The sequence below is a fragment of the Kribbella sp. VKM Ac-2569 genome (assembly GCF_004216905.1).
Taxonomy (GTDB): domain Bacteria; phylum Actinomycetota; class Actinomycetes; order Propionibacteriales; family Kribbellaceae; genus Kribbella.
The window spans coordinates 2055632-2070397 of sequence record NZ_SGXJ01000001.1 but is presented as its reverse complement, the minus strand read 5'-3'; the positions used below and the strand labels follow the sequence as shown (position 1 = coordinate 2070397).

At 67.7% G+C, this 14766-nt stretch carries 19 protein-coding genes and 1 pseudogene; 9 read left to right on the top strand and 11 right to left on the bottom strand.

The annotated features are described in order from the left end of the window. Positions 1 to 75 precede the first annotated feature (75 nt). Positions 76 to 1548 (bottom strand): PQQ-binding-like beta-propeller repeat protein, encoded by a 1473-nt coding sequence (locus EV649_RS09770; protein WP_130382608.1) that lies wholly within the window; start codon positions 1546 to 1548, stop codon positions 76 to 78. Between the two features lie 141 nt (positions 1549 to 1689). On the opposite strand from EV649_RS09770, the gene EV649_RS09765 reads away from it, so the two are divergent. Next, entirely contained in the window at positions 1690 to 2205 is a 516-nt protein-coding gene (locus tag EV649_RS09765; RefSeq protein WP_206751580.1) for a hypothetical protein, read from the top strand. A 19-nt stretch (positions 2206 to 2224) separates the two neighbouring features. On the opposite strand, the gene EV649_RS09760 is transcribed toward EV649_RS09765, so the two are convergent. Continuing rightward, positions 2225 to 2854, bottom strand: a complete 630-nt coding sequence (locus tag EV649_RS09760) for a TetR/AcrR family transcriptional regulator (RefSeq protein WP_130382604.1) — start codon at positions 2852 to 2854, stop codon at positions 2225 to 2227. Positions 2855 to 2895: 41 nt separating this feature from the next. Here EV649_RS09760 and EV649_RS09755 point away from each other — a divergent pair, with 41 nt between their 5' ends. Both EV649_RS09755 and EV649_RS09750 read left to right on the top strand, forming a co-directional pair. Beyond that, positions 2896 to 3606: a hypothetical protein gene (locus EV649_RS09755; protein ID WP_198682374.1), complete on the top strand. Its 711-nt coding sequence runs from the start codon at positions 2896 to 2898 to the stop codon at positions 3604 to 3606. Next, positions 3603 to 4142 (top strand): GNAT family protein, encoded by a 540-nt coding sequence (locus tag EV649_RS09750; protein WP_157996214.1) that lies wholly within the window; start codon positions 3603 to 3605, stop codon positions 4140 to 4142. Before EV649_RS09755 ends, EV649_RS09750 begins: the two co-directional genes overlap by 4 nt. 134 nt (positions 4143 to 4276) lie before the next feature. Here EV649_RS09750 and EV649_RS09745 read toward each other — a convergent pair whose 3' ends face one another. Genes EV649_RS09745 through EV649_RS09735 form a run of 3 tightly spaced genes read right to left on the bottom strand, consistent with a single transcriptional unit; the run spans position 4277 to position 6256 of the window. After that, positions 4277 to 4957: a DsbA family protein gene (locus tag EV649_RS09745; RefSeq protein WP_130382600.1), complete on the bottom strand. Its 681-nt coding sequence runs from the start codon at positions 4955 to 4957 to the stop codon at positions 4277 to 4279. Beyond that, positions 4954 to 5433, bottom strand: coding sequence for a pyridoxamine 5'-phosphate oxidase (locus EV649_RS09740; RefSeq protein WP_130382598.1), 480 nt, complete (start codon positions 5431 to 5433; stop codon positions 4954 to 4956). The genes EV649_RS09745 and EV649_RS09740 overlap by 4 nt, the downstream gene beginning before the upstream one ends. Positions 5434 to 5464: 31 nt before the next feature. After that, positions 5465 to 6256, bottom strand: coding sequence for a phytanoyl-CoA dioxygenase family protein (locus EV649_RS09735; RefSeq protein WP_241997931.1), 792 nt, complete (start codon positions 6254 to 6256; stop codon positions 5465 to 5467). Positions 6257 to 6326: 70 nt separating this feature from the next. Between EV649_RS09735 and EV649_RS09730 the strand changes: the two genes are divergently transcribed. Beyond that, on the top strand, positions 6327 to 7157 hold the full coding sequence (locus tag EV649_RS09730) for an AraC family transcriptional regulator (protein WP_198682373.1): 831 nt from the start codon (positions 6327 to 6329) through the stop codon (positions 7155 to 7157). Here the strand turns inward: EV649_RS09730 and EV649_RS09725 are convergent. Next, complete coding sequence (locus tag EV649_RS09725) at positions 7135 to 7527, bottom strand: MAPEG family protein (protein WP_157996213.1); 393 nt, start codon at positions 7525 to 7527, stop codon at positions 7135 to 7137. The genes EV649_RS09730 and EV649_RS09725 overlap by 23 nt on opposite strands. Before the next feature lie 101 nt (positions 7528 to 7628). Here EV649_RS09725 and EV649_RS41515 point away from each other — a divergent pair, with 101 nt between their 5' ends. Then, positions 7629 to 7949, top strand: coding sequence for a helix-turn-helix domain-containing protein (locus tag EV649_RS41515; RefSeq protein WP_241997930.1), 321 nt, complete (start codon positions 7629 to 7631; stop codon positions 7947 to 7949). A gap of 12 nt (positions 7950 to 7961) precedes the next feature. After that, positions 7962 to 8153 (top strand): annotated as a pseudogene (locus EV649_RS41510) (zinc ribbon domain-containing protein); the annotation flags it as partial. 38 nt (positions 8154 to 8191) lie between these two features. Here EV649_RS41510 and EV649_RS09715 read toward each other — a convergent pair. Both EV649_RS09715 and EV649_RS09710 read right to left on the bottom strand, forming a co-directional pair. After that, positions 8192 to 9151: a glutathione synthase gene (locus EV649_RS09715; RefSeq protein WP_130382590.1), complete on the bottom strand. Its 960-nt coding sequence runs from the start codon at positions 9149 to 9151 to the stop codon at positions 8192 to 8194. Then, on the bottom strand, positions 9148 to 10035 hold the full coding sequence (locus EV649_RS09710) for a glutamate-cysteine ligase family protein (RefSeq protein ID WP_130382588.1): 888 nt from the start codon (positions 10033 to 10035) through the stop codon (positions 9148 to 9150). The genes EV649_RS09715 and EV649_RS09710 overlap by 4 nt, the downstream gene beginning before the upstream one ends. 58 nt (positions 10036 to 10093) lie before the next feature. Here EV649_RS09710 and EV649_RS09705 point away from each other — a divergent pair, with 58 nt between their 5' ends. Next, a complete protein-coding gene (locus EV649_RS09705) occupies positions 10094 to 10579 on the top strand; it encodes a MarR family winged helix-turn-helix transcriptional regulator (RefSeq protein WP_130382586.1) in 486 nt (161 codons plus the stop codon). 228 nt (positions 10580 to 10807) lie between these two features. Then, the gene (locus EV649_RS09700; protein WP_130382584.1) at positions 10808 to 11125 is read left to right on the top strand and encodes a hypothetical protein; all 318 of its coding nucleotides are present in this window, start codon (positions 10808 to 10810) and stop codon (positions 11123 to 11125) included. Positions 11126 to 11136: 11 nt separating this feature from the next. Here EV649_RS09700 and EV649_RS09695 read toward each other — a convergent pair whose 3' ends face one another. After that, positions 11137 to 11916, bottom strand: a complete 780-nt coding sequence (locus EV649_RS09695; protein WP_241997929.1) for a GAF and ANTAR domain-containing protein — start codon at positions 11914 to 11916, stop codon at positions 11137 to 11139. A gap of 74 nt (positions 11917 to 11990) precedes the next feature. Next, positions 11991 to 12560, bottom strand: coding sequence for a winged helix-turn-helix domain-containing protein (locus tag EV649_RS09690; RefSeq protein ID WP_130382582.1), 570 nt, complete (start codon positions 12558 to 12560; stop codon positions 11991 to 11993). Positions 12561 to 12748: 188 nt separating this feature from the next. On the opposite strand from EV649_RS09690, the gene EV649_RS09685 reads away from it, so the two are divergent. After that, positions 12749 to 13318, top strand: a complete 570-nt coding sequence (locus EV649_RS09685) for a dienelactone hydrolase family protein (protein ID WP_130382580.1) — start codon at positions 12749 to 12751, stop codon at positions 13316 to 13318. On the opposite strand, the gene EV649_RS09680 is transcribed toward EV649_RS09685, so the two are convergent. After that, a complete protein-coding gene (locus EV649_RS09680; RefSeq protein WP_130382578.1) occupies positions 13247 to 14710 on the bottom strand; it encodes an MFS transporter in 1464 nt (487 codons plus the stop codon). The genes EV649_RS09685 and EV649_RS09680 overlap by 72 nt on opposite strands. Positions 14711 to 14766: the final 56 nt, after the last annotated feature.

Here is a 14766-nt window from a genome sequence, read left to right as displayed (position 1 = left end):
CAGGATGCGTGCAAGACACCGCGAAGCTACCCAGCGAGGCTTTCTACTCGCTTTCCACTCACTTGCCGGCCGAGCTCAGAATGCTCGGTCGAAGGTGATGAAGAGGCCGTTGACGTCGATCGTGACGGTCCGGCCGTCGCTGACGAGGCCGTCGACCGGTCCGATGTTCTTGCCGGGCAGTGGGTTGCTGAGGGCACCGGTCTTGAGGTCGACGGCGATCAGTCCGCCGGTAAAGGAGGCGGCGAGCAGGCTGTCTCCTAGGACGCTCGACGCGTTCGATCCCAGCCGCGGGCCGCCGTCCTCGAACCGGGTCCGCCAGCGCACCTCACCAGTGGCCAGCTCGCGCGCCACCAGCAGCGACGTGTTCTGCTCGCCGTCTTTCTCCTGCGACACCACGAGATCATCGGTCACCAGGAACGAGCGGGACAGGTCGTAGTCGTACTGGTTCTTGAAGTCGTACTTCCACAGCTGCTTGCCGGTCCGGTCGAGGCCGACCATCCAGGTCTCGGTCGACCAGGGCTTGTTGCCGTCCTTGACCGGCCGGCGGGAGATCACCACCGCGACGTCCTTGCCGGTGCCGACGACATTGTTGATCCAGGGCCGCTCATCCGGGCCGCGATAGGTCCAACTGGCCGCACCGTCCGCGACCGACCGGGCGACCAGGGCGCCCCGGTCCCTGACGGGCTGGTCGTGCTCTTGGGTGAGGATTCTTGCCCTGGTCTGGTCATCCATGTCGGTGTGCAGCGGATTCAGCAACACTTGATCACCCAGCAGGTGCACCGAGTCGGCCTGGATGACGCCTTTGACCGGCACGTCCCAGCTCACCTCGCCTGATCCGGTGTCGAGCCGCGACAACCGCACGTCCCGATCCGATTTCTCCTCCGAATCACTGCCTCGGACGGTGAAGAGTGCATCGCCCTTGGCGGCGGAGTCGAACGTTGGCCGCCAGCCGGTCTCGACGTCCTTGCCGAGTTTCGTGCACCAGGCGAGGTCTCCGTTGCTCGTGTTCACCGCTGCGACGCGCGGCGCCTTGTCGTTCGGAATGTGCGTCAGCAGGAACTGGTCACTCAGGCCGCCACCACCGAGGGCGTACCCGGCCTGGCCGCGTCCCCAGGCAGGGCGGCCGGTCTCGCCGTCGACCTGCACGATGCCGCCGGATGTTGCCATCCCCTTCAGATCGCCTGCGCCGATCACGAACCTGACGTTGCCGTCGTCGGAGTCGGCCAGCCTCGCACTGCCCACGCCGTACTCATGCGGTACGACGACGGCGTCGCGGGCCGCACCCAGCGGAGCGACCGGCTTCTTCGCGACCTCGAGAACTCTTCGCGCGTTCGGCCGGTAGGCCTCCGGGAAGTCGTCGACGTTCACCTGATCGACGGGGACCGAGTGCAGCTGTCCGAGTTCCTTCGACGGCATCTCGTCGAAGCCGGCGGCGCACCGCCCGTTCCACGCCGGTCGCCCGACCAGGAACCCCGCGCCTACCACCGCGACGAGTCCGACGACGATGGCGACGACGAGATTCCGCCCGCGAAGTGATCTGATGGTCACATTCAGTGACTATCACAGCAACGGTTCATGACCGCCAACCCTCGTTCGCGGTCGACGGAAATACCCTCCTCATCGCGAACAGGCTGACCTGAAGGCCTGGGAAGATGCCTTGAGCATCCGTTTCTGGGGCAAGGGGCATGCATGGGCGAGGCAGATAACCGCGACTCCCTCGGAGGCGTCCAAGCGCCACTTTCCGGCAGTGACGAGTCCAAACGTCAGCACGTCCGGCTGATGGGTTTCGCTGTGTCGCTGGCGTTGCTGGTTGTGCTCGCGCCGCCGTGGCTGACTGCATGGCGGGAGGACGGTCGAACCCCTACCGAGCTCTACAGCGGGATCAGTCTGATCGGGATAGAGCTTCTTGGCGGACCCACGCCGCTCGGCCATCTGGGAGCAGTTCTGCTCGTCGTCTGTCTCTTGCTGATGTTGGCATATCTGTTGTCTCCCGCAACGATCGTCGCAGTAGCGTCCAGTTTCGCCGGGTCGATCCTCACCATTGTCATCATGATGCTCGAGCCGGACCCGGGCTACACCTTGACCAACTGGAGGGACGAGACCTACCAGGTGGAGTGGACCGGGGCACCAATCGTTGCCGTCGGCATCTGGCTGGTTGCTGCAGTCGTCGCCTTGGCCGGCTGGTCGGCACCCCGCCGGGCCTGAGCTCCCCGGCGCATGGTGGTCACGTTCGGCTCAGGAGTTCGCGGGCCAGGGCCTGGCCCCACCAGTCCTCGATGCGGTCGGGGGGCCAGCCGCGTTCGGTGGTGAGGGTGGTGTAGACGTCGATGTTGCAGATGGCCGCGTAGACGTCGACGGCAGTCTGTAGGTCCAGGCCGGGCCGAAGGGTGCCGGACGGCCAGGACGAGAAGACCTGGATCCGGGTTTCGTCGCCCCGCTTGCGACCGTCGCTGTAGGTCGTGGCGAGGTCGGGTTCGCTGCGGCCCCCTTCGCGAATTATCAGGATGACGTCGCCCGCGCGCTCGAACAGCCGCCGGTCGTAGGCTGCCATCGCCGCGAGCTGTCGCTCGGGGTTCGCCGCGGCCTCGAGTTCCGCGACCATCTGGGGTGCGTCGGCCGACAGATCGGCCGAATCGGCCACCGCACGGGTCAGCCCGACCTTGTTTCCGTACGCCGCATAGACCGTGGGCACGGAGACACCAGCCTCACGCGCCACCTCGCGCACGGTCGTGTCCGCCCAGCCCCGGGAGTCGAAGAGCCGGCGGGCCGCGCGGGCGATCTCGGCTCGCGTCTCCATCGCCTGCGTCGTCCGGCGCAGCGAGTCGTAGCGACGTCTGCTCTGCTCTGCGTCCATACCGTCTTCGCTCTCCAAGTTACGCTATCTATAATCAATATATGACAAGTAAAACGAAATTTGAGGCTCCGGCCTTCACCCGGGTCGGCGGCATCGCCGCCATCGCCTTCGCCGCCCTGATCGTCCTCGCCAACGTGATCATGATCCCCGCCGGTCTGCCACTCACCGGCGCCGAGATCGGCGAGGTCAGCGCATTCTTCGCCACCGAGCGCCTCGCTGTCGGCATCGGCTCCGCACTCACACCCGCCGCCTGGGTCCTGGCCACCTTGTTCGGCGCCGGTGCGGTCGCCGCGCTGTGGCGCTCCGAGCGTGAGCGCCGCGATGCGTGGTCATTGGTCGGGCTCGCCGGTCTGATTCTTCAGAACGGCACCTTCGCGGGGATCGTCGCGACGCGCCTCGCCCTGACCTCGACCGCTCCGCACGACCGCTCCGCGACCACGGCCCTCTGGGCGTTGCACGATGCGCTGTTCACCCTCAACGGAACGTTTCTGGCGCTCGCTCTCGTCGGTCTGTCCATCGGAGGCCGACGTACTGGCCTGATCCCGCCATGGCACGGCGTCCTGGGGCTGGTCGCCGCCGCGCTGCAGTTCAGCTCGGCCACCCTCGCTTATTGGGTGATCGACACCGGTGGCGTCCTCGGCCTACTCGGTCTCCTCGGATGGCTGATGTGGGTCGTCTGGCTCGTCGCCTACGGCATCGTCCTGATCCGGCTCAACCTCGAGACCCCTGCCCGGACGAGTATGACGCCGTGAACCTTCCAGAACCTCGCAGGCGGCAGGAGCGGGTGTTCCTGCGGTCGCTCGGTCTGGCGGATGTGGCGGCCTATGTGTCGTGGGGGCGCGATCGGCGCTTCTGTGAGCATGCCGGCTGGACGGTGGACCGGTCGGCGGCTGAGCTCGAGGCTCACTGGCGCGTGCTGATCGAGCAGCCGAAATCAGATCACCTCCGCCTCGCGGCGGTCGCCGGCGACGAGGTGGTTGGGTACGTCGACCTGGCCGGAGCGGAACCGGATCGGCGGGAACTGGGGTACGTCGTTGGGCCTTCTGAGCGGTGGGGACGCGGGTTGGGCGGGATGGTTGCGCGGCTCGGGCTCGCGTACGGGTTCGACGTACTGGGGCTCCAGGAGATCTGGGCCGAGGCGGTGGATGCGAACCGGGCTTCGGTGCGCATCCTGGCCGCACTCGGGATGACCGAGATCGGCCGCGGCGATGACGAGCCGTTCCTCGGCACCGTCAGCTACTACCGGCGCTTCTCGATCGGTAGGACCGCCTGGGAGCCCAGCACCTAGCCCTGGCGGGGTTCCGCGCCGGCCCAGCTTGAACCGATCAGGTCATCGCGAGGTCGTTGACGAAGCTGTCCGACCAGTCGGAAAGGGTCGGCAGGCGTTCGGACCAGATCTTCGTCCGCGAGTCCGGCAGAAATCTAGGGTCCGGGTGCCGCGGCGGCGTGCAGGAGGCGTTTCGGCCAGTCCGGATCGTTGCTCTGAGCAATCGGGTAGCCGGAGGCCCACGGCCCTTCCCAGTGCACGTCGATGCCCGGGTTGTGGATGTTCGTGCCGTCCGCGAGGAAGAGATGCGGGCTGCCCTGTACGGCGTCGGTGACAGCGACGGCGTGGTCGCCCATCACCGCGGATCGTGCCCGGCCGTCGTCGAGGGCCGCGGCCAGTTCGGTGGCGTCGACCGACGCGACGTCGGCCGCGATCTCGAGGATGGTCTGCCGGTGGCCGATCGGCCGGGATTCGAACCAGAAGCCTCGGCGAAGCGCCGCGTCGAGATCCTCCGAGGCCTGCAGTCCCTGGGCCTTGGCGGCGTGGACGGCCTCGGCGGCGAGCAGCACCGTCGACGGGTAGGTCCAGTCGGGCTGCGTCCACAGACGGAACCCGATCTCCGGCGCGAGCTGACCGAGCCCGACCGCCTCGCTGTCGGTCCCCGGCCGGGAGTGCGGACCGTTGAACAGTTCCAGCGCGAACGTGTGGTGATCCAGCCGCACCACCCCGTCCAGCTCGAGCTCGGTCCGAGTCGTCCGGAGCCGGTGAATCGCAACCTGCGCGAACGGGCACAACAGATCCGACCAGACCTGAATCGTCCCGGGTACGACGTTCACTCGTCCTCCTGGTGGTCGCCGCCGGACGGATTGCTGGTGAAGCGCTCCGGCGTGATCAGCACCGCCGTACGCCGATCCGCCACCATCTCCCGGTCGTACGCCTCCAGGTCCGGATGTACGCCGCCCGCCGCGTGGTAAATGTCCCGCAGCAGCACGCGCAACCGCTCCGCGTCGATCCCTTCCAGTGGATCGTCCGGTCCCGCCAGTTCGACCGATCCGCTCACGCCGATCCACTCCCAGTCCGCGCGGAACACCAGCGTCGCGGCCGGCGTACGTCGCAGATGCGTGAGCTTCGCCGTCCGTCCACGCGCGACGAACGCGACAACCGGCTCGCCGGTCACCGGATGGTCGAGCACTCCGGCGTTCACCACCGACGCGGCCGGCTCACCGGACCGTCGCTGCGTGATGGCCACCGCCAGGAAATGATCCCGCTGCCCGAGTTCGTTGATCCGGTCGAGTCCGGCACGCGTCTCCATGCGGCGACCTTAACGGACCGTGGTCCGGTTCTCAAGGCTGGGGCCAGAGTTGGGGCAGGATCGCCGGATCCGTGTAGTCGGGGTCGGGGTTGTGGCGGACGAGGGTGTCGTTCGGGTGGTTCGCGCCGGGCCGCCACCGGTTGTCGAGCGGCTGCAGATGGATCGCGAGCGAACGCCGAGGCGCCGTACTCAGGTTGGCCGAGCTGCCGTGCACCGTCCGGCAATGGTGGAAGCTGACCTGCCCACGCCGCATCCGCGGTACGACGGGAGTCGCGTCGAACCCCTGCGCGACGATCGACGCCTCCAGCCCCGCCGCGTCCTGCGAGAAGAAGTCCAGTCCGGTCACGGACCACCGATGACTTCCGGGCATGAACGCCACCGCACCGTTCACCTCGTCGACGTCGTGGAACCCGACCCAGGCGGTCAGCATCTCGTCCGATGTACACGACTGCCAGTACTGCCGGTCCGTATGCCATCCCACTCGCGCCGATCCGCCCGGCGGTTTGAACAGGAGTTGGTCGTGCCACAACCGAATCCCGTCCGCCCCGGATAACGCAGCCGCCGTCGCCGCGATCGCCGGATGCCGAACCAGCGCGTCCAGTTCGTCCACCCGAAGCGACGAGTAGTCGTTCTTCCGCAGTACGTCGCCGTCCGCCGGCCGCCACCCACGAGTCGCCGGTATGTCGGGCAACGCCCGATCGTGATCGTCCGCGTAGAACCGCTGCAGGCCGCGCTCGGCCGCGTCCAGCACGTCATCGGGCACGATCACCGGCGAGATCCAGTAGCCGTGCTCGCGGTAGAAGGCAATGTCGTCAGCGTCCATGGCGATCAACTTAGGAACGATTGACCTCATCTGCGTTGCCGATGTTCAGGCAACTGGACACAATCTTCAGGTGTCTCTCCATCGGCCCAGCGGGCTACGCGCCGGCTTCCACGCCGACGGATTCGCGCCAGGCAGCGGACTGCTGCACGCAGGCGAGCAGTGGGTGCCCGAGCAGTTCCTGATCGAGCCGCACGACCACCCGGTCTGGGAGATCTACCTGCAGCAGCACGGCACCACGCACTGGGTCGCAGGCGGCGAGAGCTACGCACTGCACCCAGGACACCTGTTCGCCGTACCGCCCGGGATGATCCATCACCTCGCGGGCCGGTCCGGCAATCACCACTTCTACTTCGCCGCGATCGACCTGGAGGTAGTCGGCAGGCGTCACCCGGGACTCAGGATGCCGCGGACTGTCGTACATCAGGAGGCCGGTGAGCTCGCCTACGCGTTCGCGCAGTTGGTCCGGGAGCTGACCACGCGGTACGAGTACGCCGAGACGGGATTGGCGCTCGCGGTGGATCATCTGGTGCTCGCGGTCTCCCGGTCGCTGGCGCCGGCCGCCGTACCGCAGCTCGCGATGCATCCCGCCGTACGGACGGTGAAACGCCTGCTCGACCAGGAGTTCCACGAGCACTGGACGCTGAAGGAGTTGGCGGATCGCGTCGGGCTTGCCCCGGCGTACCTGGCCGAACTGTTCGCCGGTGAGCTCGGCCAGCCTCCGCACCGCTACCTCAACGAGCGCCGGATCGACCGCGCCCGCCAACTCCTCGAATCCAGCGACGTGACCATCACCGCGCTCGCACTGAGCCTCGGCTTCAGCTCCAGCCAGCACTTCGCCCGTATGTTCCGCCAGTTCACCGGCGCCACCCCGACCGCTTTCAGATCGTCACGATCGCGGTGACACCGAGCGCGACCCCGACGAGATAGGTGCCCATGGCACCGACATCGCGGAGTGGGCCGTGCGTCGCGAGCGAGGCGGACCGCAGCATGCCGAAGGCGTGCACATACCGGACGAAGACAGCCGCGACGGCCAGCACGTCGATCACCCAGCTGTCGGACAAAGCCGAGCAGACCAGCAGCAGCACGATCATCGTCGGGATGTACTCGGCCGCGTTGCCGTGCGCGCGGACCGCGATCAACAACCGGTCGGTGGGATCGCTCGGCAGTTGGTTGCCGCCACCGCGGAGCGCGCGATTCCGGGTGACGTTGGCACCGAGCAGGAACAACAGGATGCCCAGCAGGGCAATACAGACAACGGTAATGCTGCTCATGTTCATCGAAACCTCCGAAGGAATCCGCCGTTTCAGGCGAGGATGAATTGGACCGCAGCGCAGCGGCGGAACTGTCGGTGCATGGTGGTTGGATTCATTTCGTGACTCGCTTCCGCTGTGCCCCGACCCCGGAGCAGGAAGCGGTCTTGCTGGACCATTGCGCACACGCCCGGTACGTGTGGAACCTGGCCTTGGAACAGTGGTCGATGTGGTCGGCGGGCCGCCGTAGGAACCCGCCTCGGTTCGTGGAGCAGGCCCGGCAACTGACCGAAGCCCGAGCCGACAACGCCTGGTTGCGCGCTGGATCGCAGACCGTCCAGCAGCAGGCGTTGCGAGATTTCGATCGGGCGGTGAGGAGCTTCTTCGGTGGCACCAACCAGCGGCCGACGTGGCGCAAGAGGATCGACCCGGCGTACACATAGCAGACGTGTTCGCAGTGCGGGACCAGGGACAGGGAGGCGCGCGAGAGCCAAGCCGTCTTCCGTTGCCGGTCCTGCGACTACACCGCGAACGCTGATGTGAATGCAGCTATCAACATCGCGGCCGGACGGGCCGTGAACGCGCGGGGAGCGACTGCGGTACTGGTCCCTGAGAACCGTGAACCTCAACTTGCTACCTCCGCGTAGTGGTGTTGGAATCCCCGCCGTTCGCGGCGGGGAGGACGTCAAACCAGTGCTCCCTTGAACAGACTGCTGACGATGGTGTGGCTGAGGTTGGTCCCGAGCAGGGCGTCGGTTTTGTGCATGCCGCCGGGACAGGTGACGTTGACCTCGATCAGCCGGCCGTCGATCACGTCGAGACCGGCGATGACCAGGCCGTGCTTGCGCAGTACCGGTCCGAGTACGCCGACGATCGCGCGGTCGTGGTCGTCGATCTCGGCCGGTGCGACCGGCGGCCCGATCCGGAAGTCGTCGACGGCCGGGCACCGAAGCACCGCGCCGACGATCTCGCCGTCCAGCAGGAACAACCGCTTGTTGCCCTCCGCAACAGTCGGCAGGAACTGCTGCGCGATCACGTGCTGTCGCCCGCCGTGCGTGGCCGACTCCAGCAACGCGATCGCACTTCGGTCGTCCCGCACCAGCCAGACACCGATCCCCGCGAACCCGTCGACCGGCTTCACGACCGCCGTGCCGACGCCCCGCACGAACGACCGCAGCGCCTGCGGATCGGCCCCGACGTACGTCGGCGGGCACAACTCGGGGAACTGCAGCGCGACGAGCTTCTCGTGCATCGCCCGGATCCCCTCCGGCCGGTTGATCACCCGAGTGCCCGCCGCTTCGACGAGATCGAGCAGGTACGTCGTGTGCAGGTACCGCGCGTCGACAGGCGGATCGATCCGCAGCTGAACCACCTCGAACGACGCGACGTCGACGACCGCAGTACCGAGCTCGTCCCACCACGTCGAGTCCACGATCCACCGATGATCGCCACCGGCGACACGCGGCCGCAGCCAGATCCGCCGAGCCCGCGCGCACACCCGCCCGTCGACGACCGCGAGGTCCTCCGGGCCGCAGCACCAGATGTCGAGTCCCAGGTCCTGCGTCGCACTCATCAGCCCGACGCTGGCGTCGATATCGCTTTGCAGACCGGCCAACGGGTCGGTCACGAACAGCACGCCGCTCATGCCGCCACCTCCTGATCGAGTACGCCGGCAGCCGCCGCCCGCCACAGTTCTGCGGAACAAGACCCTTCGAGCGCCCGCAGTACGTCGCGCCGGCGTACGTCGTCGTACATGAGCTGCTTGAGTACGGCGAGCGCACGCTCGACTGCGTCTGGCTCAAGAGCGTCGAGGAAGCGCACCTCGAGGTACGTCCCGCGCGGGCGGACCGGTGGGAACAGCGTGCTCACGTGCCCGGCCGGACCGTCGACGAAAACCGTGGCGGCTGCGGCGAAGGCGGCGTACGACGCGACCGGGTCCTCGTCACGCAGCAGGCTGTCGTCGAAGGCGGTACGTGCCGGGTCGACCTCCAACCAGGTCGCCAGCCGGTCACTGCGATTGAAACGTGCCGCGAGGAACGGACCGGCGAGGTTGAGTACCCGCCACTGCTCGATGCCGGCCTGTCCCGGCCACCAGTCCAGACAGATCTGCGTGGACGCGGTACGGCGCATCATCCGCCGACCGGCCGGCCCGATGTGGTCGAAGTGCCGTTGCATCGCGACGTACCGCGCCGAGGTCAACTGCAACGGCACATCCTGTCGTGGGTCGACCGGGATCGCCCGCAGCGTGATGCCGTCCAGCCGGCCCCGGAGGTCCGCGGTCAGCGAACGCAGGTCGCCGATCGGATCGAGCGATGGCGGCAGGCTCAGCTCGAGTTGGCCGCCGGGCTCGAAGCTGACGTACGGCGCCGCGAGCGACCCCTCCGCCGCCCGCCGCACTTCCTCGATCGGCACCACGTCCCCATCGGCCGCGGCGACGACGTACTCCTGCTCGATCGCGACCCGGACCGTCCGCCGCCGCCCCCGCGCGAACAGAACGGCCACTACCGGGTGCAGTTCCCTGGCCTCCATCGACCCTCCCCTGATACCGTAAGGATTCCTGTCAAATATTGGAAGGTATCCTTACGACATGTCAAGGCCTCAGGTGCAGCGACTTGATCGGAAGCCGCTGATCTCGCTGGTCGAGCGCGCCAGTCGCGCGCTGCAGTCCGATATGGTCCGCCGTGCCCACGCCGACGGGCACACCGAGGTGAAGATGGCCCACAACTCGGTCTTCGGCACGCTGCACGCCGAGGGTGGGCGGGCCGCCGACATGGCTGCCCGAGCCGGGATCACCCGGCAGTCGATGGGCGAGGTGATCCGCGACATGGTCGCGCTCGACCTGCTCGAGATGCAGTCCGACCCGAACGACGGCCGGGCCAAGGTGGTGACGTTCTCCGAGCACGGACTGGCCGTGGCCGGCGACGGCTTCGCGCACCTGGGCGAGCTCGAGCGCCGCTTCGCCGAAGAGTTCGGCGAGGAGGAGTACGCCGTCGTCCGCGACGTACTCGGCCGGCTGGTCGACGTCCTCGACCGCTTTGCGGCCGAGGAGACCCAGGCCGCGAACACGGCCTAGGTGCAGGGCTGCGCTCGTTGTCTCGCGGATCGAGAACAGTTGTCAGGAGGGGGTGGCTTGTCTATGGTTGCGCCAAGGTTGGGAGAACAGCCCGCGGACCATTCCGGTGCCGATCGTGTGCGACTCCCGGCAATTCCCGTCCAGCATCGACGGACCACGGGATCTCGTTCCAGGTCGTCGCATCCGGCAGGTAGTCCGCAGTACTGCATTGATGCACAGGGGACACCAATGACCCTCTACGTCGACCGGCAAGGTCACTTGATCAATCGCGCCACCTGGCTCGCGTTGACGGCGCGGCCGGAGTACGTCGTGATCGCCAGCGACGCCGTCGCCGTCGAGGGGCGCCGGGTACAAGTCATGACGATGTGGCTCGGACTGCATCTGCCGAGTGGCAGGCCACGGGTCTTCGAGACCTTGCTGCACGCGGTCGGAGGCAACCGCCCGTGCCGGTGGATGTGGCCGAGCCTCCTGCAGGCGCAGGCGGGTCATCGTCATGTCGTCGACGAACTCACTACCGGGCAGCACCTGGGTGTGTACGGCGAGTAACGCGGGTCGGGTCACGTCCTGGTGTCACCACCGCTGGCGGGCCCGTTCGGGCCGGACTCGAATTCGCGACTGTCGACCGCCGGCCGGCCGGTGTGCCGGGCGATCAGGGCGCCGGCCACGTCGCGGAGTTTGCGGTTGTGGTTCTGGGAATGGCGGCGCAGCAACTCGAACGCGGTTCGGGCATCGCACCGCTGCTGGCCCATCAGCAGCCCGAGTGCCTGGTCGATCACCGACCTCGACGCCAGCGCCTGCTCCAACTGCTCGGCCAGCTCCGACTGCCGCACCGCACGCGCCGCGAAGGCCAGCGTAGTGGCGGCTTGTTCGGCATACGCCGTCGCACGCTCGCGATCCGCGTCGCTGAAGGTGTCCGCCCGCTCGTAGCCGTACAGGTTCATCGCGCCGATCGACTGCCCGTCGACGATCAGTGGAAGGGCGAGCGAGGCCTTGACTCCGGCTGTCCGGGCCGCGTCGACGTATCCCGGCCACCGGTTCTCGTCCGCATAGTCGACGACGTCCACGGCGGCGCCGCTCGCCAATGCGTCCAGACAGGGCCCTTCGCGGAGGCTGTACTGCTGCTCGTCGATCCACGCTGCCCGGGCGTCGCTGCTCACGATCGTCCGCGGCTGTCCGTCGTACCGCGTCGTGATCCCGCAGGACGCCGGCGGCTCGACGATCTTGGCCGCGACATCGGCGAGCTTCGCGAGCAGCTCCTCGAGCCCTGGCGCGCCGAGCAGCAGCGCGTGCAGTGAGCTCAGCGCGTCGACCAGCGGCGCATCACCATCGTCATCCACCGTGCCACCTCCGGGCGACCGGAGAATCTCGCCATCTCCACGCTACGCCGCCGGCCGCAGTTGGGCGCCAGAGATCAGTCTTCGTCTTCGGCCGGTGGCAGCGTCGGGTAGTCGCCGATCGGGTAGAGGCCGACCGTGAAGCCGTACGTCGTGTCGCCGGCGCGGGGGAGTTGGTCGAAGGTGTGGATCAGCGCGTCGACCTGCTGCCAGAACTCCGCGGCACGCTCCTCGGGAATGCGGGCGTGCCGGATGAACGAGCGCATCTGACCCGCGTCGTACGCCGGTTTCGACTCCTCGGCCGCGACCTCGAAGTCGTTGAAGTCGTGGGGCAGTTGCCCGTGGTCGCCCTGCCGGCCGAGTCCGACGAAGAACATCCGCGCGGCACGCCCGTAGAACCGTTCCTCGATCGCCCGCACCCGCCGGGTCCGGACCACCTGCAGGATGCCCGCGTCGGCGAGCACCTTCACGTGGTGCGCGACCGTACTCTTCGGCCGCCCGACCGCCGTGGCCAGCTCTGTCACCGTCGCCGCGCGCTCGTGCAGCAGCCCGAGAATCGTCGTCCGGAGCGGATCGCTGATCGCCCGCACCTGCTCCGCCGTGGTCAGCTCGACGGTGTCGGCGAGCTCGTAATCAGGGACGGTCATGGGGCCTCCCGTCCTGGACTGAGGAGCGCAGGGAGCGAAGCGACTGGAGCGACGAGGGAAGGACGGGAGTTCCAGCCCCATGACCCGCCGCGCCGGAGGCGTGGCATCAGTACTGACTGTTGATCGACATGGTTCGAATAGACTAGCATCGCCGATTGTTCGGGATATTTGGATCATTGGAGCTGATGATGGCCGAGGTCGTGCTGTACCACCACTCACAAGGGCTGACCGACGGGGTGAAGGCGTTCGCCGACGAGCTCCGGCAGGCGGGCCACACCGTCCACACGCCGGACCTCTACGAGGGCAACACCTACGCGACGCTTGACGAGGGGATGGACTACGCGAGGGCCACCGGCTTCGGTGTCATCGCGGAGCGCGGCGTCCAGGCTGCGCAGGGCCTGCCGTCGAGCGTCGTTTACGCCGGGTTCTCGCTCGGTGTCGTGCCTGCTCAGCAGTTGGCACAGACTCGCGCTGGTGCGGTCGGCGCGCTCTTCTACTACTCGTGCCTCCCGGTGGAGGAGTTCGGCGCCTGGCCGGACGACGTACCGGTGCAGGTGCACGGCATGGATGAAGACCCGTTCTTCACCGAGGAAGGCGGCGACCTGGACGCTGCCAAGGCCCTGGTCGCCGCCGTCGACGGTGCCGAACTGTTCCTCTACCCAGGCAAGGAGCACCTGTTCGCCGACTCATCCCTCCCGGGTTACGACGAGCCCGCCGCCAAGCTCCTCCTCGAGCGCACCCTCGCCTTCCTCGGCTGAAACCTGTGAAGGGGAACGGGGGATGAAGGAGGCGATGGCGAGGGCGGTCAGCGCGGCGCCGGCGCCGATCAGGAGGACGACGCGGAAGCCACTCTGCGAGGGCAGGGTGTAGCCGCCGAGGCTGATCGTGAGGTTCGCGAGGATCACGCCGGCGACCGCGCTGGACACCGAGGTGCCGATCGACCGCATCAGGGTGTTGAAGCTGTTCGCGGCCGCGGTCTCCGACACCGGTACCGCGCTCATGATCAACGCGGGCATCGCGCCGTACGCCAGGCCGATGCCCGCGCCGATCAGCAGCGACACCAGTACGAGTTGCCAGACCGAGCTCATCAGCACACTGCCCACGCCGTACCCGGCCGCGACCACGAGCGCGCCGAGCATCAGTGTCACCTTCGGGCCGCGGGTCTTCGAGATCTTCGCCGAGAACGGTGCGGCGACCAGCATGATCAGACCCGACGGCCCCATCACCAGACCGGACGCGAGCATCGACTGGCCGAGTCCGAAACCAGTTGCCTTGGGCATCTGCAGCAACTGCGGCAGCACCAGCGACATCGCGAACATCGCGAAGCCGAACACCATCGACGCCAGGTTGGTCAGCAGCACCTGCGGACGAACGGTCGTGCGCAGGTCGACGAGCGGTTCGCTGGTACGACGCTCCCACCAGCCCCAGGTGAGCAACGCCACGACCGCGAGCGCGAACAGGCCGAGCGTCCGCCCGCCGGTCCAGCCCCAGTCGGCGCCCTGAGAGATTGCCAGCAGCAACGAAATCAGGCCGATCGACAGCCCGAGCCCGCCGGGTACGTCGAACCGGCCGCCGGAGCGCACCGCCGACTCCGGTACGAAGCGCAGTACGAGCACGAAGACGATCGCGCCGAGGGCTGCCGACAGCCAGAACAGCGTGTGCCAGTTGAAGTTCTCGGCGAGAAGCGCGGCCGTGGGCAGGCCGAGCGCGCCGCCGACACCGAGCGAGGCGCTCATCTGTGCGGTCGCCGTACCGAGCTTCTCGGCCGGCAGTTCGTCGCGCATGATGCTGATGCCGAGCGGGATCACGCCTGCGGCCAGGCCTTGCAGGGCGCGACCGGCGATCATGGGCACGAGCGAGCTGCTGAGTGCGGCGACAATGGAGCCCGCGATCAGCATGCCGATGCTGATCAGCAGCATCCGGCGCTTGCCGTACATGTCGCCGAGGCGGCCCATGATCGGGGTCGCGACCGCGGCTGCGAGCAGCGTGGCGGTGATCGCCCAGGCGGTGCCGGCAGCCGAGGCGTTCAGCAGTCGCGGCAGCTCGGGGACCAGCGGGATCACCAGGGTCTGCATCAGCGCGACCGTGATACCGGCCGAGGCGAGCACCGGGACGACGGTCCCGGTACGCACGGATGGAGCAGCGGACATCAGCAGCCTCCCGGCTGAGAAAAGATAGTTGGTTTCTGCAACCAATAGCCTAAGTC